21 protein-coding genes, 1 tRNA gene and 1 pseudogene are annotated in these 24,701 nt (G+C 40.9%); 10 read left to right on the forward strand and 13 right to left on the reverse strand.

The annotated features are described in order from the left end of the window. Positions 1–164 precede the first annotated feature (164 nt). From ACM0OS_RS04545 to ACM0OS_RS04570, 6 genes are all read right to left on the reverse strand, one after another. A complete protein-coding gene (locus ACM0OS_RS04545) occupies positions 165–1,301 on the reverse strand; it encodes a citrate synthase (RefSeq protein WP_414541974.1) in 1,137 nt (378 codons plus the stop codon). A gap of 123 nt (positions 1,302–1,424) precedes the next feature. Next, positions 1,425–1,919: a phosphohistidine phosphatase SixA gene (gene sixA, locus ACM0OS_RS04550; RefSeq protein WP_414541975.1), complete on the reverse strand. Its 495-nt coding sequence runs from the start codon at positions 1,917–1,919 to the stop codon at positions 1,425–1,427. A 13-nt stretch (positions 1,920–1,932) separates the two neighbouring features. After that, positions 1,933–2,328 (reverse strand): type II toxin-antitoxin system VapC family toxin, encoded by a 396-nt coding sequence (locus ACM0OS_RS04555; RefSeq protein WP_414541976.1) that lies wholly within the window; start codon positions 2,326–2,328, stop codon positions 1,933–1,935. A 7-nt stretch (positions 2,329–2,335) separates the two neighbouring features. Then, a complete protein-coding gene (locus tag ACM0OS_RS04560) occupies positions 2,336–2,566 on the reverse strand; it encodes a hypothetical protein (protein WP_414541977.1) in 231 nt (76 codons plus the stop codon). Positions 2,567–2,752: 186 nt separating this feature from the next. Then, a complete protein-coding gene (locus ACM0OS_RS04565) occupies positions 2,753–4,042 on the reverse strand; it encodes a DHH family phosphoesterase (protein WP_414541978.1) in 1,290 nt (429 codons plus the stop codon). Positions 4,043–4,561: 519 nt separating this feature from the next. Beyond that, positions 4,562–5,059: an HNH endonuclease gene (locus tag ACM0OS_RS04570; protein ID WP_414541979.1), complete on the reverse strand. Its 498-nt coding sequence runs from the start codon at positions 5,057–5,059 to the stop codon at positions 4,562–4,564. Between the two features lie 505 nt (positions 5,060–5,564). Between ACM0OS_RS04570 and alr the strand changes: the two genes are divergently transcribed. Both alr and ACM0OS_RS04580 read left to right on the forward strand, forming a co-directional pair. Beyond that, complete coding sequence (gene alr / locus ACM0OS_RS04575; protein ID WP_414541980.1) at positions 5,565–6,752, forward strand: alanine racemase; 1,188 nt, start codon at positions 5,565–5,567, stop codon at positions 6,750–6,752. A gap of 130 nt (positions 6,753–6,882) precedes the next feature. Then, positions 6,883–6,964: transfer RNA gene (locus ACM0OS_RS04580), tRNA-Leu, on the forward strand. Positions 6,965–7,052: 88 nt separating this feature from the next. On the opposite strand, the gene ACM0OS_RS04585 is transcribed toward ACM0OS_RS04580, so the two are convergent. From ACM0OS_RS04585 to ACM0OS_RS04595, 3 genes are all read right to left on the reverse strand, one after another. Further along, entirely contained in the window at positions 7,053–7,256 is a 204-nt protein-coding gene (locus ACM0OS_RS04585; RefSeq protein WP_414541981.1) for a hypothetical protein, read from the reverse strand. Between the two features lie 97 nt (positions 7,257–7,353). After that, complete coding sequence (locus tag ACM0OS_RS04590; RefSeq protein ID WP_414541982.1) at positions 7,354–7,593, reverse strand: hypothetical protein; 240 nt, start codon at positions 7,591–7,593, stop codon at positions 7,354–7,356. A 219-nt stretch (positions 7,594–7,812) separates the two neighbouring features. Beyond that, entirely contained in the window at positions 7,813–8,202 is a 390-nt protein-coding gene (locus ACM0OS_RS04595; protein ID WP_414541983.1) for a hypothetical protein, read from the reverse strand. 472 nt (positions 8,203–8,674) lie between these two features. Here ACM0OS_RS04595 and ACM0OS_RS04600 point away from each other — a divergent pair, with 472 nt between their 5' ends. The 7 genes from ACM0OS_RS04600 to ACM0OS_RS04630 all read left to right on the forward strand — a co-directional run bounded on the left by ACM0OS_RS04600 (position 8,675) and on the right by ACM0OS_RS04630 (position 21,237). Then, positions 8,675–12,295 carry an NB-ARC domain-containing protein gene (locus tag ACM0OS_RS04600; RefSeq protein ID WP_414541984.1) on the forward strand — a complete coding sequence of 1,207 codons (3,621 nt, stop codon included), beginning with the start codon at positions 8,675–8,677 and terminating at the stop codon, positions 12,293–12,295. A 654-nt stretch (positions 12,296–12,949) separates the two neighbouring features. Next, entirely contained in the window at positions 12,950–14,017 is a 1,068-nt protein-coding gene (locus ACM0OS_RS04605) for a response regulator (RefSeq protein ID WP_414541985.1), read from the forward strand. A 117-nt stretch (positions 14,018–14,134) separates the two neighbouring features. Then, positions 14,135–14,512, forward strand: coding sequence for a response regulator (locus tag ACM0OS_RS04610; protein ID WP_414541986.1), 378 nt, complete (start codon positions 14,135–14,137; stop codon positions 14,510–14,512). 4 nt (positions 14,513–14,516) lie between these two features. Further along, complete coding sequence (locus tag ACM0OS_RS04615; RefSeq protein ID WP_414541987.1) at positions 14,517–15,026, forward strand: chemotaxis protein CheW; 510 nt, start codon at positions 14,517–14,519, stop codon at positions 15,024–15,026. Between the two features lie 58 nt (positions 15,027–15,084). After that, a complete protein-coding gene (locus ACM0OS_RS04620; protein WP_414541988.1) occupies positions 15,085–17,340 on the forward strand; it encodes a methyl-accepting chemotaxis protein in 2,256 nt (751 codons plus the stop codon). Between the two features lie 87 nt (positions 17,341–17,427). Beyond that, positions 17,428–20,352, forward strand: a complete 2,925-nt coding sequence (locus tag ACM0OS_RS04625) for a response regulator (RefSeq protein WP_414541989.1) — start codon at positions 17,428–17,430, stop codon at positions 20,350–20,352. A gap of 171 nt (positions 20,353–20,523) precedes the next feature. Beyond that, a complete protein-coding gene (locus ACM0OS_RS04630; protein WP_414541990.1) occupies positions 20,524–21,237 on the forward strand; it encodes a hypothetical protein in 714 nt (237 codons plus the stop codon). Between the two features lie 48 nt (positions 21,238–21,285). On the opposite strand, the pseudogene ACM0OS_RS04635 reads toward ACM0OS_RS04630, so the two are convergent. The 4 genes and pseudogenes from ACM0OS_RS04635 to ACM0OS_RS04650 all read right to left on the reverse strand — a co-directional run. Next, positions 21,286–21,642, reverse strand: a pseudogene (locus ACM0OS_RS04635) (IS4 family transposase); the annotation flags it as partial. 62 nt (positions 21,643–21,704) lie between these two features. After that, on the reverse strand, positions 21,705–21,878 hold the full coding sequence (locus ACM0OS_RS04640) for a hypothetical protein (RefSeq protein WP_414541991.1): 174 nt from the start codon (positions 21,876–21,878) through the stop codon (positions 21,705–21,707). 196 nt (positions 21,879–22,074) lie between these two features. Beyond that, the gene (locus tag ACM0OS_RS04645; RefSeq protein WP_414541992.1) at positions 22,075–23,100 is read right to left on the reverse strand and encodes a tetratricopeptide repeat protein; all 1,026 of its coding nucleotides are present in this window, start codon (positions 23,098–23,100) and stop codon (positions 22,075–22,077) included. A gap of 98 nt (positions 23,101–23,198) precedes the next feature. After that, complete coding sequence (locus ACM0OS_RS04650; protein ID WP_414541993.1) at positions 23,199–23,828, reverse strand: sigma-70 family RNA polymerase sigma factor; 630 nt, start codon at positions 23,826–23,828, stop codon at positions 23,199–23,201. Positions 23,829–24,029: 201 nt separating this feature from the next. Between ACM0OS_RS04650 and ACM0OS_RS04655 the strand changes: the two genes are divergently transcribed. Then, the gene (locus ACM0OS_RS04655) at positions 24,030–24,626 is read left to right on the forward strand and encodes a glyoxalase-like domain protein (RefSeq protein WP_414541994.1); all 597 of its coding nucleotides are present in this window, start codon (positions 24,030–24,032) and stop codon (positions 24,624–24,626) included. Positions 24,627–24,701: the final 75 nt, after the last annotated feature.

Raw genomic sequence — 24,701 nt, forward strand, 5'->3', positions numbered from 1 at the left:
GAAGAGGCAGGGGGCAGGGAGCAGGGGGGAATACTTCGGGCTACCACAATCTTCCAGTCCCTAGTCCCTAGTCCCCTACTAAGCCACCACAAAAACCCCGCCTCCATTGTGGCAACGGTTTCCTAGCTTATGTTTGGGGTGAGTTTGAACAAGTAAGCTGTCAGTTAACGTTGATCGATGGGGGTATACGGTACGTCGTGTCTACCGTTGTAAATCTGGGTAGGCCGGAAGATGCGGTTTTCTGCTAGTTGTTCTTTCCAGTGAGCTAGCCAACCAGCAACACGAGCGATCGCAAAGATTGGTGTAAATAAGTCTGTAGGAATACCCATTTTCCTGTACACCAAACCAGAGTAAAAGTCAACATTAGGATAAATCCCTTTGCCAGACAGTTTCTCAGCGACTACCTGTTCCATTTCTAGGGCAATGTCATAGTATTTGTCATGCCCAAACTTAGCGAACAACTGTTCTGCTAGGTTTTGCAAAACTGTAGCGCGTGGATCTTTGACTTTGTAGACACGATGTCCAAAACCCATAATCTTCGCTTTGCGTTGTAGAAGATTGTCTACATATGGGCGCACATTTGCTACAGAGCCGATTTCTTCTAACATCTGAATGACTTCTTCGTTAGCTCCACCGTGCAGAGGACCTCCCAAGGTTCCTACAGCACTGGCAACTACAGCATAGGGGTCAGTTAAAGTTGATGCTGTTACTCTGGCACTAAAGGTGGAAGCATTCATTGTATGCTCAACATGCAGTATCAAGCAGATGTCAAAAATTTTAGCTGCTAATGCATCCGGTTCTTTCTCGTTGAGCATGTAGAGAAAATTGGCAGCATATCCTAAATCATCACGCGGCTTTACAGGATCATTGCCTTTTCGCATCAATTGGAAGGCCGCTACCATTGTGGGAATAGTGGCTAACAGGCGCACTACAGAATCCCGAATGTAGACAGGATTATGTAAATCCCGGCGCGAATAAAACAAGCCTAAAGCCGCAGCAGAGGCTTGTAGAGCATCCATTGGGTGTCCGCTTTCCGGGAAGCATTTCATCATGTCCCGAATACGGTATTTAATTCTTCTGTGGTAAAGAATCTCATGCTCAAACGCTTCCAATTCTTCTTTACTTGGCAGTTCACCCCAGATCAAGAGATAAGCAGTCTCCAAAAAGGAACTTTTTTCTGCTAGTTCCTCAATCCGGATGCCACGATATTCTAGAATTCCCTTCTGCCCATCAACATGACTAATACTCGATTGGGCGGCGGGAATGCCTTCTAAACCAGGCTTATATTCGCACACCATCATGGCAACACCATTTGCTTATTGAAATATCTGATTGTGCAAAGCACACGCTAACTTACCAGAAATTAATGTCGTCATAACAGTAGCTAATCTCACAACATTTTTGAAAGAAATGTTGAAAAGCTGTTACAACAGGTACTTAGGCGGTGTCAACCAAAACATGTGACTCCGACCCAGAGGTGAACCTATTTCTGGTAGTTTTATCCCAATCATACCTGCTTTTTTCAAGACTAAACTGTCTTTGGTTTCTCCCCAAAGTAGATTTTCTGCCCAATTACTCAAATCAGGTTCATGCCCAACTAAGGCTATTTGGGCTTTTTGGGGATAATTTTTCGGTTCTAGCCAATAATTTAGCCAACTGGAAATATTCCCGTTGGGGGCAAGATGAGGAGATTTTTCCAATTGGGTACTTAGTCCAGTTGCTACTAGGATTTCCGATGTTTGGTACGCCCGTACTAAGGGACTGGTGACAATCACATCAAACTGTAAACCCAGTTGTTTAATTCTCTGAGCCACTTTCTGGGTTTTTTGCTTTCCTTCTTTGGTGAGCGATCGCTCTTCATCTTGGGTATCTGGTTGTCTTTCTTCGGCGATACCATGTCGGATTAAGTATAAGTTCATGATTTAAGTACTGCTATGAATATGGCAATAGATTTAAGTTGGGAATAAACTTGTAATCTCTTTGATTTTTTGTAATTAACGGATAATTCCATACTATTGCTGTCGCTGCAATTAGACTATCAGCAATCAGTAAGCCATGACTGAGCCGATAAGAAAGCAGTAAATTCACAGATGTGTCTGATATAGCTTGATCCAGTTTAATTATGCCAAAATACTTGAGAAAACTTTCTAAAGTTTTTAGTTCGGTTTTGTTAGCACAACCAACTATCAGCTCCATGTGGGTGACGATACTAATTGCCAAGCCAGAACTAGCTTTGAGATTTTGTAAACAGTTGACTGCTTCAATAACACCGCGACTAACATCAATAAGAATATCAGTATCAATAATGGTTGAGTTAGTTTTAGTCATAACCCTATTACCACTCACGTTCTCGCACAGCACGTACCCAGTTAGTACTATCAGTTAAATCTTGGCGATCGCTCCACATTCCAATGAAGTTATGATTGATTAAATCAATATCTGGTGACTGCGAAGCAGGTTCAATTACTGTATATTTTTGTCGTAAAAAAGCGATAAAATCTATAACTTGACGCTGTGCTTCAACAGGCAAGGATAAAAATTCATTTAAAAATTCTGACTGTGACATTTTTAGATATCTTTACCAGTAAAACTAATACATATATTACCTCTAAATTTATTTCTCCGTTACGAAATTAAATGATGAAAATTAATAAGGGTTTAGCAATGCTAAACCCCCGATAAATAAATGTTGTCTTTAAGTTAGTTGTAACGGACTTTTACTGACTATTTCCTGGGTAATTAATCACAAAGTTTACTCTGAGTCAATGGGGCTATCTTTGGGATTGACTAACTTCAATAGTTTTTGTTTGATTTGAGAATCATACACTTCCCATTTCATTTTGGCGTAAGTCGGATTTTCGTTACTGCCAGATAAGAAACCCATGGGAATTTCAAAGCCACCGGCACCTGTGCGTCCGCCACCGAAAAAGCGCCCTGTACTATCTTGTCCAAAGGCTTCTTTGATGAATTCGTCAGGGTCTAGGGTGAGTTTGGCGGTTCTCAAGGAACCAATGACTACTTCTAATTCGTCATCTTCATCGTGAACTATGCCATAAACTAGTGCAGTGTGGACGTTTTCTTCGGTGACTAGAAAATCCGCTGCTTGGGGAATAGCATCCCTGTCTTCGTAGCGGAGATAACCAACACCAGCAATGGAAAAGTTATTTTGGACGATACGATTTTTGAGCGATCGCTCGATCACATCCATGACCCGTTTGGAACGATTCGCCTGTAAAATGGCGTTCAGTAGCTGGGCATCATAAAACCGACTCAGATATGCTGCTGCCATGAAGTCTTCTTCTTGGGCTTGCATCAGCCGATTGGTATCTGACCGTAAGCCGTGCATTAAGGCAGTGGCACACTTGACGTGTTGACTGATGCTGCTATCTAAGGTCAGTAAACCTAATTGTAGGTACTGAGTAAAAATCGTGGAGGTTGCCCGCACATTTGGCCGGACATCAATAAACTCTCCTTTGAGTTCCGCCTGTAAACTGTGATGGTCAATGACTGCAACTAGGGGAATACCTGCCTGTTGCACTGCTGACAGTAGCTGACTTGTAGTTCCTTGGTTATCGATTAATACGAAACCTTGGTAAGATGACAAGTCACGATTCTTGGCTGTTTGTGCTGCCCAACGCTGGGCAGGTAAACCAGTAAGTTTGACTAAGGCAATATTTTCTTGATGGCTTAGGGTACCAGCATAAATAATTTCACATTTAATATCATATTGCTGCACAATTAACTGGTAGGCCCAAGCACAAGAGAGGGCATCAGGGTCAGGAAAATCTTGCAGAATTACTAAATGACGCTCATTTTGATGGGCTAAGAGGGTTCTTTGTAGTTCTTCAGATTTCTGAACAGCCACTGAATTTACCCGTTTACCTAAATATTTGCCATTTCCTCCTTCAGCATTTGATGATGGCAAGATTGGCTTGTTGAGTTCAACTTCGACTGCGTTCTTATCTATGTCAGCGTCCTCTGGGCTAAGTTCTGTGGTCGGTAAAAAACTTTCTGATTGCTTCAAGGAAGAATTCAATTGCATAGGGGACATTTTTGTAAGTGCGAGCCTCCGTTGATATGTTAAGAAATGATACAACCAGTGTTGTATTAATTTAGGAAGTTAGAGACATATTTTGATCTTCGCAAAAATCTAGTGATATGTGGATACTTATATAGGTCTATTTTTTGTGAATTAAATGGGTGAACTATCGGCTCAATTCCACCAAATTGTATATAGACGGTGAAAAGAAGGTTTTATGCTGATAATGGGACTTTTAACCAAATATGTTGAATATTTTTAACAAACAAAACTTCCTATGGAATATTTTTCTAGAAACCCATGTTTCTAGGACAATTTTGAGTCGATTTAGTTATTTTACAATATCTTGAGGTACAATGAAAGGCTTGGATATCGGTTGCCTAGAAATTTAGCAAATGGCTGTGGCCATTGCCGAAAAACATCTTTAACTATTTGTAGGCACAACAAATCCAGCAGACACGCAAATATGACACCTATGGCAGGTGACAATGCTTTTGGTCTGTTAGGGTTATTTTCTGATGCTCAAAGACCTATCACATATTTTTGCCACTCGTTATGCAGTCCACTTTTCAGATGTTTACTGACTTCAAAATAAAGGCTGCTGTAAGGTTGGCGTGGTGGATGGCGCAAAGGCATATGCGCTTCATATGGTGTGCGATTTCCTTTTTTGACATTGCAACGCACACAAGCCGTAACAATGTTTTCCCAAGTATCGCCTCCGCCCCGCGATCGCGGAATTACGTGGTCAAGTGTCAACTCATCTCCGGTATAACCGCAGTACTGACAAGCATGACTGTCACGGTGTAAAATATTTCGGCGAGTTAGCGGAATTTCTTTATAGGGAACACGCACATAATGACGCAACCGAATCACAGTCGGCAACGGAAAATCTGTGTACAAGAATTTACCGTTATGTTCAATGCGTTCTGCTTTGCCTTTAATTAACAGAATCACAGCGCGACGCCAGCTCGTAATATTGAGCGGTTCGTAAGAGGCGTTTAGGACTAAAACCTTCCCCATTGGTTAGCGCTCGAGGTATTAGTTTTACATATATTAACACAAAGATACCCTTCTTGGGAGATGAGAATAAATTATACTTTCGGAATAATTCAAGAACTAAAATTTACGAACTACTAATAATTTCTGGCAAATCCCGACAGGAAGAGACTTAAGATGTTTTTTTATGTCCCTAAAAAAATAGTCGGGTAGTCGTCATCAGCCCTCAGGCTTAAAAAAAATTTATTATTGACGGTGAACAAATGCCGAAATTCCTCGTACTGGCAGTATTAGCCAAACTGATGTAGCTCAACAATGATCAGCTACAAATGTTGCTAACAAAGAAAAATACAGCATTTTGATAACCAAAACCAAGATGAATTAACTCATCTGCCACCTCAGTATCTTGTGTAAATTCCCTAATCAACGGTAAACTTCCTGATTAACTCTGATGTGGCTGTTAATACTGTGCATAAGAATATATAGACAATCTAGAAGTGCAACAGTGGTGTGATAGGAGTGTATAAAAATGTTAAGTGGCAAACAAACCCCTACTTTTAGTGATCAGCAACAGTGCGACACCTACGCTTGGTTCTCGCAACGTGCTTGGGTAGAAATTGATTTAGGTGCGTTATCGCATAATGTACAGCAATTAGTAAAGTTGTTGTCGCCACCTACCCAATTGATGGCAGTAGTTAAAGCTGATGCCTATGGTCATGGCGCCGTGACAGTAGCTCAAACAGCAATACAAGCGGGAGCTAGTTGGTTAGGAGTTGCTACAGTTCCAGAGGGCATTCAATTACGAGAAGGTGGAATAAAAGCACCAATTTTGATTTTAGGTGCAACTCATACGCCAGAACAAATTCATGCGATCGCCCATTGGAAACTACAGCCTACTTTGTGCAGTCCCAAACAAGCTTTTGTTTTCTCTAATGTTTTAGAAAGCATTAATTACGGTTCTTCGGTACCTGTACACATTAAATTAGATACGGGAATGTCGAGATTGGGAACTGATTGGCAGCAAGCAGGTGAGTTTGTCCAGTTAGTCCAACGCTTACCATACTTAAATCTTGCCAGCATTTACTCACACCTAGCCACAGCCGATAGTCCTGATCCGGCAATCATGCAAGAACAGCATAGACGATTTGAGCAGGCGATCGCCCAAATCAAAGACATGGGAATTGAGCCACCCTGCTTACACTTAGCTAACTCAGCAGCCACTCTTGCAGATCCAGCATTACACTACGATATTGTGCGCGCAGGTTTAGCTATTTACGGACTATATCCAGCCACTCATTTACAAAATGTAATTAACCTCAAGCCCGTTTTGCAGTTAAAGGCACGAATTACCCACGTGAAAACAATTGCCGCCGGTACAGGGGTAAGTTACGGTCAACAATTTATTGCCCCCCGTGAACTCCGTATCGCCGTCGTTGGCATTGGTTATGCTGATGGTGTGCCGCGCAATCTTTCCAACAAAATGCAAGTATTAATTCGTGGTCAGCGCGTACCCCAAATTGGTGCTATTACAATGGATCAATTAATGCTTGATGTCAGCGCGATTCCAGACTTACAAGAAGGCGAAGTAGTTACCCTACTGGGAGAGCAAGGAAAAGCAGAAATTTCAGCTAACGATTGGGCAGAACAACTAAATACTATTTCTTGGGAAATTCTCTGCGGATTCAAGCATCGTTTACCTCGTGTTGCAGTTATGTGATGGGGATTAGGGATTGGGGAAAAATCTTCCTAATAAAAACACTCGTTGAAAGTGTCTTTAGACCGGAGAGTGTCAACTCCTCATTCCCTCTTCCCATATAAGATTTCGTGTGTTATCATAAAAAACTGATGCGGATGTGGCGAAATTGGCAGACGCGCTAGATTTAGGTTCTAGTTCCGAAAGGAGTGAAGGTTCAAGTCCTTTCATCCGCACTTTCAAAGCCAAACTAAAAAGTAGACTCAGAAGAGTAAGTGTAGGTAAATATTAATACTTTACCCACAGTTGCTTTTTGTTTTGAAATCATTTTGGCTGTTTTAACTGCCTACTTTTGCTTTGAGACTTGAGCGAGCCAAAGCTGTAGGCCATAACCATTTTCACAATGTCGAAATATGCAGGATGGTTGTCTTGGTTCACGACTGCCAAATATATCGAGCCAGCGACTAAAATAACCAAAATTGGCGAAAGAATTTCTGCTGGAGAACCGTTGCCATTGTTCTTTGACATGAATTATCATCTCCTGATGTGAAGCCCTTAGCTAAGTTGTAATTTAGTTAGCCAAAGGCAATGAATTAAGGGTTCTACTGAGTCAAGGGGCAAGAAATTAATTCCAGGACTCAGTTACAATTGCGATCGCAAATAAACAGAACAGAGAGATGGCTATTCTTGCCAGCCATACCCAAAAAATTGGAGATTCCAGCAGCCTCATCATCCAGGTAAAGTCAAAAACGCCGGATAGAATAAAGGCGATTGTCAAACCAAGCAGTGACAGTAAAAAATACTTGAGGCCTCTGCAAGCTAAATTGAACAGTAGATTTTGGTTATCTTGAGGATTGGATTTCATAGGTTTTTTCCTGTTGTGTGAGTACTCAATGGAAGTAAAAAAACTTAAGCAAAAAGCCGGTAAGTGCTTGAATTACACCTCCGGCTTGTAAACTTCTCATTTATCGAAAGCCAAATGTCCCAAAAAAAGGTAAATATTGAGTTGTACTAATACACTTTATTCAGCTACCAATCGTCTCAACCCTAAAGTAGCTGTAAAGCCTAGACAGCCTTAAATGAATCAGGTTTTTTTACGATATTGTTGCCAAAAAACTCCATAAATTCGGTCGTATAGTTGTTGCATTTCCTCTAACTCCTGGGGACTTAATTTGTAACGGTGACTAATATGTCCACACAATTCCACCATAGTTTCGTATTTGCCTTGCTTGCTGCGAGTAACGAACTCACCATGTTGTGTTTCTGCCAGTGTTTCAATCAATAAAAAACTCATGTGACAGAAAACTGGAGGTAATTCGACTGAATAAAAGGGTTGTGGAAAAAACTCCGGTTTCTCTTTAGCTGCTGGCTTAACTATCGGTGAGGTTCCCAGAAAGTGATCTTTTATCTTCAAATGCATGGTGATGGTGTGTGAATTCCTGATAAACTCTGGCAATCGTGAGAAGTTGGTCATATTCATTGCTCCATAAGACTGACAGTTTACATCTACCCTTACCTATCTGTCGCTCTCACACACATATACTATAGGTATAAGATACACACATTTGCTCAAAATTATCAAGTAGATAAATTTAACTAATTTTTAATAAAGGTCAGGATATGTAAAATTTTGTATAGTATTTAACCTGCTATCTCTCACATAACTATACAAAAAGAGTACTGAGTGTTTTTTGAACCAATAAATTATAAATGCTTTAAAAAGCAACGATCTTTCCCATATTACGTACAAATCTTACCCTGTATTTTAGTCTTACCTGCTCTAGGCAATCATGGACAAAAAACCAAAAGGCATGATTAACAGTAACTAACAAAATGTATGGTTATTGTGAAATAGAGATCAATACTCTTTTCCAGATTAGTGAGTCGTGCTATAAATTAATATCTCACATACTGATAATTAATAGATTATGTGGAGCTAGGACGAGATGAAAAGCCTTGCTGATATGTCTCAGCTTCCTGAAGATTTCATTACAGGAATAGCAAGCAAGTATGGTGTTACTCAAACCGAGTTAGACGCGCTTATACTGGCACTAAATGATTGTTCTGGTGCGGAGATTGCTAATAAGTTAAATATTTCTCAACCAGCCGTCAGAAAAAGACTAGGAGAAAGTTACCGTAAATTGGGCATAGATGGGAGAGGTAACAAAAAAATCAATTACCTCAAGCAAAAGCTATCGGCCCAATATCAAGCTAGTCCTGATCATGTCTTCTCAGTACATGAAGACTGGGGTGAAGCAGTTGATGTAGAAGGTTTTCGAGGTCGAAAAGAGGAGCTTTTAGAGTTAGAGCAATGGATGGTGGATGATCATTCCCTGCGCTGTCGGTTAGTGGCAATATTAGGAATTGGTGGTATTGGTAAAACAGTGATAGCCGCCAAAATTGCCAAAAAAGTTCAACCCAAATTTGATTACTTGATTTGGCGATCGCTGCGTAATGCACCACCCCTCGGAGACATTCTCACACAACTTTTGCGCTTTTTGCCCAATGATGCTGAAGCATATGCGGCAGATAGTGATAACAACAAAATTTTGCGCTTAATTGATGCTTTAAGAAAAAATCGTTGTTTAGTGATTTTAGATAATGTGGAATCAATCCTCAGTAGTGGTAAAGGTAAAACTCACGAACGGGCGGGAGAATATGAACCAGGATATGAAAATTATGGTTATTTATTCAAAAAGGTAGCAGAAGCAGCCCACCAGAGTTGTTTACTATTGACTAGCCGCGAAAAACCCAAAGAAGTAGCAGCACTAGAAGGTAAAAATTTACCTGTAAAAGTGTTACAACTTTCGAGTTTAAACTTAGCAGAGGCGAGAAAAATTTTACATGACAAAGGATGTTCTTGTTCTGATCAACAGTTAAAAGAACTAGTAGAAAGATACTCTGGTAACCCCTTGGCATTAAAAATTGTTGCTACAACAGTTTACGATTTATTTAGTAACGATATTAGAGACTTTTTACAACAAATTAACCAAGCTAGTGCAGTTTATGGAGATATCCGGGCTTTATTAGATCAGCAATTTAATCGCTTGTCAGACTTAGAAACCAAGGTGATCTACTGGCTAGCGATTCACCGAGAATATGTTTCTTTAACAGAACTCAAAGAAGATTTAGCAACTACAGAATCAGTTTTCCAAATTTTAGAAGTAGTCGAATCTTTGTTACGGCGATCGCTAATTGAAAAAGCAGCCAATACCAGTAGATTTCGTCAGCAGTCTGTTGTCATGGAATATGTGACCGAGCGCTTAATTGAGGAAGCAATTCAAGAAATTAAGTCGGGGGAGAAGTTAAAGATTGTCAATACCTATCCGTTAATGAAAGCGCGATCGCTTGATTATATCCGCCATACACAAGAAAGACTGATTTTAGAACAAGTCAAAAAAGAGTTACTGAATGTTTTTGGCAAAGAACTAGAGTCTCATTTACGGCGTATATTAGCCGCTTTACAGCAGGAGCCTGCGTTGAAAAAAGGATATGCGGCTGGCAACTTAATTAATTTACTGCGGCAACTTCAGATAGATCAATCGCAAATTGATTTGAGTGGGCGTGATTTTTCGGATCTCACTATTTGGCAAGCATATCTCAAAGATGTCAAGCTCCAAAATACCAGCTTTGCCAATGCTGACCTCACCGGTTCTGTATTCACTGAAACTATGTCAAGCGTGGTATCAGTAAGATTTAGCCCAGATGGCCAGTTCTTCGCCACAGGTTTAATCAATGGCGAAATTCGCTTGTGGCGAACTGCCGACAATCAGCAACTGCGGATTTACAAAGGTCACACTGTCTGGGTTTGGACACTTGCCTTTAGTCCAGATACCCGCGTCCTTGCTAGTGCTAGTGCCGACTACACCATTAAACTCTGGAATATTCATACTGGTGAGTGTCTGCATACACTTCAAAAACACACTAATAAAGTTTATTCTGTGGCTTTTAGTCCAGATGGCAGCATTTTAGCCAGCGCTAGTCAAGACCAGACAATTAAGCTTTGGGACGTGAACACAGGTGAATGCCTGAAAACACTACATGGTCATACTGACTGGGTGTGGTCAGTTACCTTTCAACCATCCCCAGCGATAGATAATACACCCTTACTTTTAGTCAGTGGTAGCGCCGACACCACCATCAAACTGTGGGATATCAATACAGGTGAATGCCAAAAAACTTTCATAGGTCACACCAAAGTGGTTGACTCTGTAGCCTTTAGTCCAGATGGGCAAAAAATAGCCAGTGGTAGCGAAGATAAAACTGTCAAACTGTGGGACATGACCACAGGCAAATGTGAGCAAACATTTTTAGGACATACGAAAAAAGTATACTCTGTCCGCTTTAGCCCCAATGAAAAAATTCTGGCTAGTTGCGGTGAAGACCGCACCATCAGACTATGGAATACCGAAATTAATGAATGTTTGCGAATTTTAGTAGGACATCACAGCCAAGTGTGGGCGATCGCTTTTAGTCCCGATGGACGGACACTAATTAGCTGTAGTGACGACCAAACAGCTAGGCTTTGGGATGTGGCTACAGGAAATTGTTTGAACGTCCTGCAAGGTTACACTCGTGATGTTTATTCCGTGGCATTTCATCCCCAAAATAGCCAAATTCTCGCCAGTGGTCGTGATGACCATACAATCGTACTGTGGAACTTACAGACAAGTGAACACCACATCATCAGAGAACATCAAGGTAGGCTTCGTTCTGTAGCTTTTCATCCAGATGGGCAAATGCTTGCTAGTGGTAGCGCCGATAATACTATTAAACTTTGGGATATTAAAGATATCTGCCACAGTCGATATATCCGGACGCTCGCAGGACACAGTAATTGGGTATGGACAGTTGTATTCAGTCCCAATGGGAAAACACTCGCCAGCAGCAGCGAAGACCGCAGCATTCGTCTGTGGAATATTTATACAGGAGAATGTCTCCAGAAATTAAAAGGACACACTCACTGGGTATGCACGGTAGCATTTAGTCCCGATGGGAAAACACTCGCTAGTGGCGGGGCTGATAGTCAGGTCAAGCTTTGGGATGTTGCGACTGGTGAATGCCTTCAAACCTTCGTAGATCATAAAAATATGATTTGGTCAGTAGCATTTAGTCCCGATGGGAAATTTTTAGCTAGTGGTAGCGAAGACCAGACAATTAAATTATGGAATCTCAGCACAGGAAAATGCTGGCAAACCTACACAGGTCATACAAAACAAGTTTATGCCGTGGCATTTAATCCTGATGGGCAGATTTTAGCCAGTGGTAGCGCCGACAGCACCGTGAAGTTGTGGCAAGTCAGCACCAATATTTGTTTAGATACTCTCAAGCGTGGACATACAGCAGCGATTCGTACCTTAGCCTTTAGTCCTGATGGTAAGTTACTGGCCAGTGGTAGCGAAGATGAAAAAATTCAGCTTTGGGATGTAGAAAAGTGTAGTCGATTGCGATCGCTTCAATCTGATCGTTTGTATGAGCGGATGGAAATTACTGGCGTTACCGGGATGACAGAAGCTGAAAAGTCTTCTTTAATTATGTTGGGTGCAATTGAACAACAGTTTTCTTAAACTCAACCCTAGGATTAGTCCGCCCAGCTACTTTGACAAGGCTCAGTACAAGTCAGTCGAGCCGCAACTTCTAGTCGCCAGGTATTTGTGCTTGAGGTTTAGTTAGCAGAGATCAGCAAGGAAGATATGCGATCGCACCACTAGCAGCTTTTGCAAAAATCTCAAATTGAGAAGAGAATTTTATCCCATCACATTAATATTAGTTCCTGAAGTGGGAATTATATAAACAATTGCACTAATACGAAGTTGAGGTATAGTTCATTGTTAATTTATATAAATCTCCCGTAAGTTTACTTAATTAGCCGTCTGAGATTCCTACTCTCAAGTGAATCTAAGTGTAAATACTGTCAAAAGCCAAGTGGAATTTTGTTAATTTAGCAGTACTGTTTCTCCGACTTTTTCTGAAAAATCCATCAGAGCCAAATGGCTGTATTTGGTCTTTATCTTTGCCTAAAATCTCATGATTAATTAGTAAGTAAATTTGCTTGTACTTACTTTGCAAAGAGAGATTTAAAATCACAACTGCTGCCTTTAAGTTTAACCACAAATTCCCCAGTGACATTTTTGTACCTGTGACAACGAAACGCTATTAACCAATATTTATTGGGAATTGTGGCCAAGCTTCTGCACAAATTTAGCTGAAGTAAAAGCAAAATGAGTACAACTTCTATAAGTAGTTATCGGTTACCCCAAAAACTACATCCATTATCTCTATTGGCTCAACTAACTGGTCGTCACGCTACGGGTTGTTTACGCATATTTACTGAAACAGCTTCTTGGTCAATTAATATAGAGGACGGTAAACTTACTTACGCCTCTTGTTCAGATAGACTGTTTGAGCGGCTTGATTACCAGTTGCAGCGCCTCAGTCAACAAATTCCCACTCTTAACAGCGCCATTCGTGTGCAAATGCGGTTGATGTTTGAACCGAAAAATGAACATCAGTCCATGCCATATGCAGATTATCAGGCAATTTGCTGGTTGGTGAATCAGGAATATATCACCTCCATCCAAGCAGAAACTCTGATATACGAATTAGCCAAAGAAGTGCTGGAGTCATTTCTGGGTTTAATCGAAGGGAATTATGAATTTTCTCCTGATAGTTCCTGGGAGGAACTACCAAAGTTTTGTTATTTGGATTTGCGTTTACTAGTCGAACATTGTCAAAGGCAGTTAAGAAATCGGACAAATGTCCAGCCACAAGTTAATCCGGGTAAGGGTTATTCACTTTTATCTAAAATCAAGCCGCCTGCCATTCAGACTAAATTTTCCCATAATCAACAATTTGCGCCATCAAAAACTTTTGAGCCGCCTGAACACATTCATCACAAAAATGACCAGCAGGTTATCAAAAAAACTTTATATACAATTGCCTGCATTGATGATAGTCAAACAGTGTTGAATTCCATCAAAATGTTTTTGGATGGCAAGACGTTTTCAGTGGTTACAATCAACGATCCTGTCAAAGCTTTAATGCAAATACTCCGCAGTAAACCAGACTTAATTTTACTAGACGTAGAAATGCCCAATTTAGATGGCTATGAACTGTGTTCTTTATTAAGGAGACATTCAGCATTTAAAAATACCCCAATTATTATGGTGACTGGAAGAACAGGATTTATTGACAGAGCAAAAGCAAAAATGGTCAGATCATCAGGTTATTTAACTAAACCTTTCACACAACCAGAGTTACTAAAAATGGTGTTTAAATACCTTGATTAATTCTCATGAATCTAGAAAAATCATGCTTAATATTGTTTTTCGCATCTGAAATAATTCTCACCATAGTTTGCATACAAGGTTTTTAATTACTAATTGATATTTTCAGGAGAGGAAAAAATGAACTTAACTTTAGTTGGCACAATTTTAATTGTTGAAGATTCGCCTAGTGAATTAGAACTAATGAGTTATTATCTCAAAGAAAGTGGTTATAACATCATTAAGGCAGTCAGTGCAAAAGATGCCTTAGAACAAGCCATATCACAGCAGCCAGACGTAATTATTACCGATGTAGTCATGCCGGGAATGAGTGGATTTGAGTTGTGTCGTTCCCTCAAAAAACATCCTATGACTCAAAAATTGCCCATAGTAATTTGCAGTTCTAAAAATCTAGAAATTGATAGATTATGGGCGATGAAACAAGGAGCAGACATTTATATTACCAAGCCTTATACACGAGAACAGTTACTGCGTGCTATTAAATCAGTTGTACTTTAAATAAATGAATAATTCTAAAATTATACTTGACCAAACACTTGACAAAAAACCTAAAAAAAATAAATTAGGAGATGGTTATCTCAAGTTTCAACTAAATCAGCAAATTACTGCTATTGTAGCTATGAATTATACGCAAGAAGCAGTTATTGTACCTGTTGAGTCTATAACTTCTATGCCGAATATGCTGCCTTGTATACTCGGTTTAATGAATTGGCGGAGTCGGATAATTTGGGCTATTGATCTACCCAGAATGCTCAATTTAGAATCTTTAGATAACAGATTGAGACAATACAATGTCATCGTTATCAAGGTGGAATCACTGCTTTTAGGCTTAGTTGTGCAAGAAATCAAAGGTATAACTAAGTTTATGCCTGATGATATTCAGTCTCCTGTGGGACAAGTCGCATCTAGCTTAGTACCTTATTTACGTGGATGTGTTGTTCAACAAGAGGAAATATTACTGGCATTAGATGCCCAAGCTATTGTGCATTCGCCTATTTTCCGCAGTGATTAGGTGCTACTAAAATCTAGATTTTTAGTGTTCTCATTTACCTATTCAAGCGAATTAGATTATGTTTAATAAAACTGACACGGCTAAGAGTAATAATACTCAAAAACAGGCAAACTTTTTTTCATTTCCTAAAATTACTGATCAGCAACTAGATTTGCCGATGCCAAATCATCCGGCAACGAATAACCATGCTCATAAAAATCAGGTAGTTGGATATTTACACCGACTCAGCTTGAGTAAAAAAGCAATAATTGTAGCGATAGCTATTGGCACTTTACCAACTTTGGTAATGGGGGCGATCGCCTATAGATTGGCTCATAAATCTATTACTCAACAAATCGCCCAATCTCAAACAGCGGCAGTTACTAGTCTATCAGATCAGGTAAACCGCTTTATGTTGGGAAAGTATGAAGATATTCAAATTCTCTCAAGTTTACCGTTTTTAACCAATGATAGAGTTAGTAGAAGTACCACTGCTGCCGAAAAACAGTTAGTTTTAAATCGCTTTGTTGAACCCTATAAGACATATAGTAGTATCGCCGTTTTTGATATTGAAGGTAACTTGATAGTCCAATCTGTCGGCAAACCTTTAGATCATGGTAAAGACCGTAACTACTTTTGGGAGACTCTGAAAAAAGATACTCCATTTATCAGTAAGCTAGAAAAATCAGTTATGGAAATCGCCGCACCCATCAAAAATGATGTTTCTGGCGAAACCATTGCTGTAGTAAGAGCAAGTATCCCCATCAAATCCTTAGAAGATACGCTGAAAAACTACACAGTCAACGGGCGTAAATATTATTTGCTCGATGCATCAGGAAAAGTTTTCCTAACTCCTCAAACAGAATTATTAGGTACTGAATATCCTGGTTTGGCTCAACTACTCAAAGCCAACAAAGTAGATAGTTTTACAGCAGTTAATCATCAACAACGACAACTAGTTAGTTACATCCCACCCGGCAGACTCGATGGCTTCCCTGGTTTAAATTGGCAGGTATTATTAACCACAGATACCGCCACAGCATTTGCACCCCAAAAACAATTACTCCAAACAATAGCAATTGGCACATTACTAACCGCAATCATCACAGCTGCGATCGCAGTTTGGTTAGCCAAGTGTACCACTCAGCCAATTTTAAATGCTGCTACGGCTTTATCGAAAATCAATCAAGGCGAACTGGATACTCGTTTGGCCACAGCCACCACAGATGAGTTAGGCCAAATGAATGCTGACATTAACCAAGTAGCATCCCAATTACAAGTCTTATTCAAAGAACAAGAAGTTATACACCAAGCCAGACATAACTGGGAACTTAATTCTGACCAAACACTGCAACTGCAACTTTTAGAACTACTCAATGAAGTAGAAGGTGCAGCCAGAGGAGACTTGACAGTACGCGCAGACGTGACGGCTGGGGAAATTGGGACTGTTGCCGACTTTTTCAACTCCATTGTCGAAAATCTCCGAGATATTGTCACCCAAGTTAAACAAGCTGCTACCCAGGTTAACGGCGCAATTGGTTCTAACGAAGGTGCAATTCGCCAATTAGCAGAAGAAGCACTCACCCAAGCTGCCGAAATTAACCGCACTTTAGATGCAGTTGACCAAATGACTTCTTCCATGAAAAGTGTTGCCGAAAACGCCCAACAAGCCGCTGTGGTGGCTAATCATGCCGCCCAAACTGCCACCAAGAGTGGAGAAGCAATGGATTTGACAGTCCAAAACATCCTGTGTTTGCGAGAAACCGTAGGTGACACTGCCAAAAAAGTCAAACGCTTAGGAGAATCTTCGCAACAAATCTCTCGCGTAGTTTCTTTAATTAACCAAATTGCCACCCAAACCAACTTACTCGCCATCAACGCCGGTATTGAAGCCGCCCGCGCCGGTGAAGAAGGCCAAGGTTTTGCGGTAGTTGCAGAAGAAGTAGGCGAATTAGCAGTACGTAGTGCCGCCGCCACCCAAGAAATCGAGCAAATTGTGGAGAACATCCAACGGGAAACCAGCGAAGTGGTGCAGGCAATGGAAATAGGCACTACCCAAGTTGTACAAGGTACTCAAATTGTCGAAGAAGCCAAGCACAGCCTGAGTGAAATTTTAGATGTATCACGACAAATAGATTCCTTGGTACAGTCAATTTCCACAGCAACGGCATCTCAGTTACAAACATCTCAATCAGTTAGCCAATTGATGCAAAATATCGCCGCCATTTCCCAACGCACCAGAGATTCTTCTCGCGCAGTTTCCGAATCTCTACACCAAACCGTGGAAATTTCCCAGCAATTACAAGAAACAGTGGAAACTTTCAAAGTTAATTGAATTAGCCAGTAGGAGGATATAGGGGCAAAATTTCCAGTCTCTAGCCTCTAGCCCCTAGCCTCTAATCCCCAATGACTAAATAAAACTATGTCAAAAGATAAAGAACTAGAAATCCAGATGCAATTTCTGGAAGAAGCCACAGATTACTTAAATACCTTAGAAGCAGTATTGTTGGAAATCAACACTATTCACCGCATTGATCTAGATAGAATTAATGCAGCACTGCGAGCTGCTCATTCCATCAAAGGCGGTGCGGGGATGATGGGATTTCGGGCGCTTAGTGATTTAGCTCATCGTTTGGAAGATTCTTTTAAAGTTTTAAAAACCCGCAAAAATTCTCTAGAAATTGATACAAATTTACAAACTTTACTGCTTTCTGGTGTTGACTGGCTGCGTCAGATAGTAGACTTACTCTCACAAGGAAATGTCATTGAAGACCAGTGGTTAACCACCTTTTGTTATCCAGTCTTTGACGAACTACGCGATCGCCTGGGTGAACCTAGCCCTGAAGACGCTTCTAGTATGTTATCGCCAGAGGATGGTCAAGACATTACGCCGTTGCTGTTTGAAACTGAAGTAGAAGGATGTTTACAACGCCTAGAAGCTGTAATTGCAGATAGCGCCCAGCCTTGTTTACAAGAAGAAGTAAGCATCATGGCGGCTGAATTGGGCGGCTTGGGGGAAATGTTGCAGTTACCGGCTTTTACCAGCCTTTGTGAGTCCATAGCTTATCATATCAGCAACACCACAAGCGATCGCGTGTCCGAAATCGCCCAAATAGCCTTACAAGCATGGCGGCGATCGCAAGCTTTGGTTTTAACAAATCAACGAGATAATTTACCGACAAAAATTGAGTTAACTGAAGTAGTAACTACTCCAGCAATTTATAATCAACATTCCAAAGCAGAGGCTATTGCTGAGTTTCTCGCCACCGAATCATTCCTAGAAGATGCACCAATAACTGATGTTGACATCCCAGAAGAAAGTCTGGTTTTGGCTCCCGAAATTACTACCACAGACTATACATTTATTGAACACACAGACGAGCTAAATAACGTTGGCAAAGACTGGGAAACACCAGACAATACTGTGCGGGTTCCCAGTAAACAATTGGAGCAAATTAATGATTTATTTGGCGAACTAATTGTCCAGCGCAATGGCTTAAATTCGCAACTAGAAAAATTACGTAAACTTGTGCGTAATCTAAATCAGCGAGTACAAATTCTCGAAAGAGAAAACCATGAACTGCGGACAATTTACGATAAAATTGCCATGCCGTTGGTGAAAACATCCGGCGTGCGCTCGCTTACAGAAATTGATATAGAACATATCTCAGAATTTGATACCTTAGAACTGGATCGGTATAACGGATTAAACCTGCGATCGCAGGAAGTAATGGAAACCATTGTCCAGGTACAAGAAGTCACAACAGATATTCAATTAAGTGTTGACGATACAGATCAAATCGCTCGTAAACTGAATAAAACATCGAAACAATTACAAACAAAACTCACACATATTCGGATGCGTCCCATTTCCGATTTAGTGGAGCGTTTTCCCAGAGCTTTACGTGACCTCAATGTAGAATATGGCAAAAATGTCCAACTAAAAGTTGAAGGTGGTAACACCTTAATTGAACGCAGCATTTTAGAAGCTTTAAACGAGCCGATGATGCATTTATTAAGAAATGCCTTTGATCATGGTATCGAAGATGCTGCCACACGCCGCACTTTAAATAAACCAGAACAAGGATTAATTGAAATTACGGCTACCCACCGCAGTAACCGCACAATCCTGACAATGCGTGATGATGGTCGGGGGATTTCTTTAGAAAAAATTCGCTCCCGTGCCGCAGCTATGGGATTAGATACTACTTTAGTCGCTAGTGCTAGCGACGAAGAACTATTATCACTAATTTTTGAACCAGGGTTTACCACCTCCGACCAAGTAACCGCCTTATCTGGTCGCGGTGTCGGCATGGATGTAGTTCGCAATAACCTCAAATCGGTGCGAGGAGACATAACAGTAGACACCGAATTAGGAGTAGGAACTACCTTTACCCTCTCAGTACCATTTACACTTTCCGTGGCGCGAGTACTGCTAGTAGAAAGTAACAAAATGCTTTTGGCATTTCCCACAGAAGTCGTTTCCGAAATATTTTTACTGCAAAACGAACGAGTATTTTCAATGGCAGGTAGCGAAGTCCTCAACTGGCAAGGAACTATGCTGCCATTGATTCGCCTTGGTCGCTACTTCGAGTTTAATTGTCCGCGCTACGATAACCCAGAACGGGAAACTCCCCCAGCCATCAACGCCAGCAGTGTCTTAATAGTTAAAGGTAATAATCAGCCAGTAGCCATCCAAGTAGACCGTTGCTGGGGTGAACAAGAAGTAGCCATTCGCCAAGTCGAAGGGAATATACCTTTACCAGAAGGCTTTAGTAACTGCACAATTCTCGGTGATGGTCGAGTATTAGCGTTAGTTAATACCAACGAATTACTATATTGGATTGCCACTAATCAACGCACTCCTAAAAATAAGCAATTACCATCAGTTAGGTTAAAAACACCTTTTCTGTGCTTTGATAACAACAAACTACCAGTACCTACTACTAATAACAAAGGCACGATTTTAATTATTGATGACTCAATTAACGTGCGGCGTTTTTTAGCCTTAACTTTAGAAAAAGGCGGGTATCAAGTAGAACAAGCCAAAGACGGTCAAGATGCCTTAGAAAAACTAGAAACTGGCATAAAAGTCGCAGCAGTAATTTGTGATATTGAAATGCCGCGCCTTGATGGTTATGGCTTCTTAGGTCGCATCAATTCCCACCTAGATATGAAACATATTCCAGTTGCCATGTTGACCTCTCGCAGCAGTGATAAACATCGACAATTAGCCATGCAATTAGGAGCGCGGGCGTATTTTTCTAAACCTTACAACGAACAGGATTTACTCAAAACTCTCGAAGAAATTATTGGTAATATTCCCGCAACGGCAACATCCCATTAAGCCGCAAACTAGTGGAGACTCGCCTAAATGAATCACGAACAAAAAGCTCTCCGAATTTTTGAGAAAGTCCGGGATATGAGCCTTGCGCTCACAGATTAAGACAAAATTGCTATAGTTTGCTGAATTTCAGTGATATACTGACAAACAAAATCAGTACTTTCACTCTCATGAATGAATAATGGTATCCCTGTAAAAATCCTGTTTTTAGCTGCTGATCCTAGTGATGCGTCTCGGCTACGCTTGGGGCAGGAATTACGAGATATCAAAGAAAGACTGCGAATAGCTAGAGACGCAGATAAGTATCAATTAGAGCAACGGGAATCAGTTCGCGTAGAAGATATTACACAAGCAATATTTGATGTTAACCCGCAAATAATACATTTTTCTGGACATGGTAAAACTACTGAAGAACTTGGCTTTGAGAATAAAATCGGTCAAATTCAGCCTGTAGAACCTGAAGCTTTGGCAGCCATGTTTGGGTTATTCGAGCAAGTTGAGTGTGTGCTACTTAATGCCTGTTATTCTGAGATACAGGCGAAAGCCATTGCTGAACATATCTCCTTTGTGATTGGGATGAATGATGCCATTGGTGATGCCGCTGCGATCGCATTTGCCGTTGGTTTTTATAAAGCATTAGAACGACTTTTTAACAATAGTCAAGATGAAGGTAAAACATCACCACTGGCTGGGATTTGTCAAGAGGAATATATCAAGCCTTGGGATAAAACCAGCGCCATTGATTTTATTAATAGTCGTTTAGCTTTAACTTCCGTGAGTTTTACTGAAGCAGAAATCATGCAAATAATCCGAGAAAGTGGTGGACATCCCCGGAAACTCATGCAGTTATGTTATCGAACTTATTCACGTTATACGGAGGGTATGTGATTCACCATAGCCTTTTGACCTCACCCCCAACCCCTCTCCGACGCAAAGCTACGGTGTACACACAAGTAGACCCAGAGCGAGTTTCCAGCCAAAAAAAGTGGATTCAAATTGCTCAAGACCGCGAACCAAAGTAGTAATACCGGGAGGTTTGTGAGACTTGTAACCAGACCAACCACCAAATCGAGCAATAATCCAAGTAGCCCAAGGTAAAGAATGAGGAGGATAGGGATTTTGTTGAAGTAAAGTGTTGCCTTCGACAGTGGGTGCAAGAGTGGATAAACATTGGAGTTGTTCATCATTGAAAGCAACAGTTGCGCTTAAATCAGAATTATCCCGTCCCTGAATCAGTTGTAAAATTCGCACAGCCACAGACAAAGCTAAAATACTCAGTTGTGTTATTTCCGACTACACCTAGACCCTCTGCTTTCAACCTGCCAAAATGAGACTGCAAGTTAATTTCGCTGCTATCACGCTCTGGCTAATATATGCTTGTCTTCTACCTTTGATACACAGTTGTCTCTTTGGCTTTGGACTAATTCCCCTATTGTCACATTTTCATTCTCCAAAAAGCGGTAGTAACCCACCTGTTCGGCTCTATTTCTACTTATTTGGCGAATGCTGACTGATTGATGTTTTTCCATTGCTTCGTACAATGCTGCCCCCTTTTTGTCAGTCTTGGGTCTCCAAAAGCAATTCCATCCCACTGCTGAGCATGAATCATTATTGGATTTTCCACCACCTTTTTCTCCCCACAACTCCTTCCCTTAGTAGTTTACTCGCACTTGTGTGTACACCGTAGGCATAAATGACGGGGGATTCTGGGTTCAAGTTGAAGAATTATCGTTTGAGCATTTGGGTCAGTTTATCAACTAGTCGTACTTCCTGCTTGTTATCTGCCAGTGTACGTGCCAGAATTATCGCCCTTTCATAAAAATTCTGGGCAGTTGGGTAATTGCCTAGCTGCTCATATAAATTAGCGTAGGACTCAAAAGAAATTAATTCTTCTCGGAGATTTTGTAATTCTTGGGCGAGGATTAAGCGCTGTTCTAGTAAATCAAAGGCACGTGGATAACGTCCTACTGCACTGTGTGCTATGACTAAACCGTCAATTGCCCGTAATTGATTGGTGCGATCGCGGCTGATTTTAGCGATTCGCATGGCTGCCCCATAAGTACCAATGGTATCTGGATAATTGCTGGCAGCTAAATAAGCATCTCCTAAATTATTCAGAGTATTCGCTTCACCGATAGGATCGCCAGTTTGACGGCGGAAACTTAGGGCAGTTTCATACAGCTTAATTGCTTTGTTGTAGTCTCCCAACCTGGCAGATACCAATCCCAAATTACTTAAAGATAGTCCTTGCCCTTCAATATTTTTGACATGGCGGGCAATAGTCAGGGCCTCTTCCACCGTTTTACCGGCGGCGACAGCTTCACCTTGTTGCAGCAATAAAGTACTAATGTTATTTAAAGCAAAAATTTGAGCTTGAAAGTCTTTCGTATCACGAGCGATCGCTAACCGGCGGCGCAAGGCGTTTTCTCCTTGTTTGAACCGATTTAGCTGGAGATAAGCCTTGGCCATTAAATCGTAAGTCACCCCTTGGGCTTTAAGGTCACCAATGGAGTGATAAATTTCCAAGGCTTCTAGACAAGAGGCTACAGTTTTCTCAGCGAATCCTGAAGCATATTGTTGTTCACCAATCCGCACTAAGCTATCTGCTTCTTCTCGAGATTGCCGCCAACTAGAATTACTTAATGGGCGGTGCAGTTGTTGTGTAATATCCGCAGCACTGGCCACTGTCGGACTCAGTAAAACAATAAAAAGTAAAACGTAACACCCAGGTAATAACTGCCGTTGTTTCATAAAATTTACCGGTGAAATTTCGGCTCTAAGTAAAAGGTTTAAGAAGAAGATTTATTTTTCTGAAAACAATACCCGTAAAATACGCGTTTATACTTAGATTATTCTGAGGCAGAATCTTCTCCCAAGTAGATGGCGCGGATGTCTGCGGGTAATTTGTCCTCTAGCATACGATAGCCTTCCTGGAGAAAATTGGCTACTTCGAGAGGCGATATCTTTTCTCCTTCTGCTTGCAAATAAGCGGCAATTCTGGTTTCACTCCAGTGGAAAGTTTGCGCCATCAACACCATCAAACGCAAAATAGGTGGTAATTGGTCTAATGCCTGTTCTACATAGCACCACAGCGGCGGTGATGTCGCCTGAAGAGAATAATGAATGGCTTCTGTGGGCGGTAGTTGAATTTCGTTGATACAAAAAGCTGTGATATTAATCAGCCAATTTTGTAAAGTCAACGCATCCGGGCTGGATGTGGGATCAGCTAACTTTAATCCTCCGAGTTCGTAGTAAATATGTTTCCAAGTGAGAGCAAACAAATAATCTGCCTGGACAGGCGATCGGGCTGAATGCTGAATCAAGGTGTAGACTATGGGGCTATAACGGCAAAAAATGACTGTAAAGTACTTGCCAACATCTGGATAAGTCTGAAACAGATTCAGCAATTCTAGGTCACTGTGATGAAACAATGACTTCACTAAAGGGTGATTAGCTTCGGGAAAATGAGGAATTTGCATAAGCTTACGGGTGGCTGGTAGTTAAAATAGTATTGTGAGTTAGTGGCCATCTAGCGCTGATCTGCATACAATCAAGGTTGTGGTCTGTTAGTTGCTAAGACTCAGACTACTTTAGTATTGATAAACTAAGAATAAGGACTTAAATTTAGTTCTGATAGAGAATAATAAAAGCCGCTCCTTTATATAATCTTTGGTTTGTTCATGGTTATAGCAGCTAATGTAATGACTTTCTTGTTTGCCCCTTTGACTTTAGGCTCTTTTTTACCATCCCTGCCTTTGGATAGCTTGTTTTCCACCCAAGGCATTATGGTGATGTTGCTGGCAGCTTATGCCGGTGCAATGTGGATGTTTCTCACCAGCGCCCCCAAAGTCCATACTGTAATGGTGTCTGATCTGGAAATTGCCCGACAGTTGTATGAAGGGCTGCTAGATTTGCCAGCCGCCGAAGTGCCTTTGCACTACTACTACAACTACGAACAAACCCTAGGCACCACTGGCATCGATCCACTATATATGTCTACCAGTCCCAGTTGGTCTAACAAAGTGATGAATAATGCCAACGATGGGTTGTGGTATCAAATGAAAAAAAATACCCAGCTACACGTGATTACAGGTGCTAGTTTGGGCAGCAAGAATCAACAACGTCACGTTTGTTTTGACCGTGACTGTTTAGATATGATTTTATTGCGAATAGAAATGCGCGGATTAAAATTCAAAATTCGCAACCAAAAGCCCCTCAATTTTCTAGTTAAAGACTATGAAGGGCGCATTATTGAAGTATCTGAAGTAGCTAATTAGTTTTGATAATTGCCAGGCCTATTGCTGATAGTGGACTGACACGCCTAAAATAGTGTGATAGATATAACTCTTGTA

The organism is Nostoc sp. CCY0012 (assembly GCF_963920855.1).
GTDB lineage: Bacteria > Cyanobacteriota > Cyanobacteriia > Cyanobacteriales > Nostocaceae > Cyanocohniella.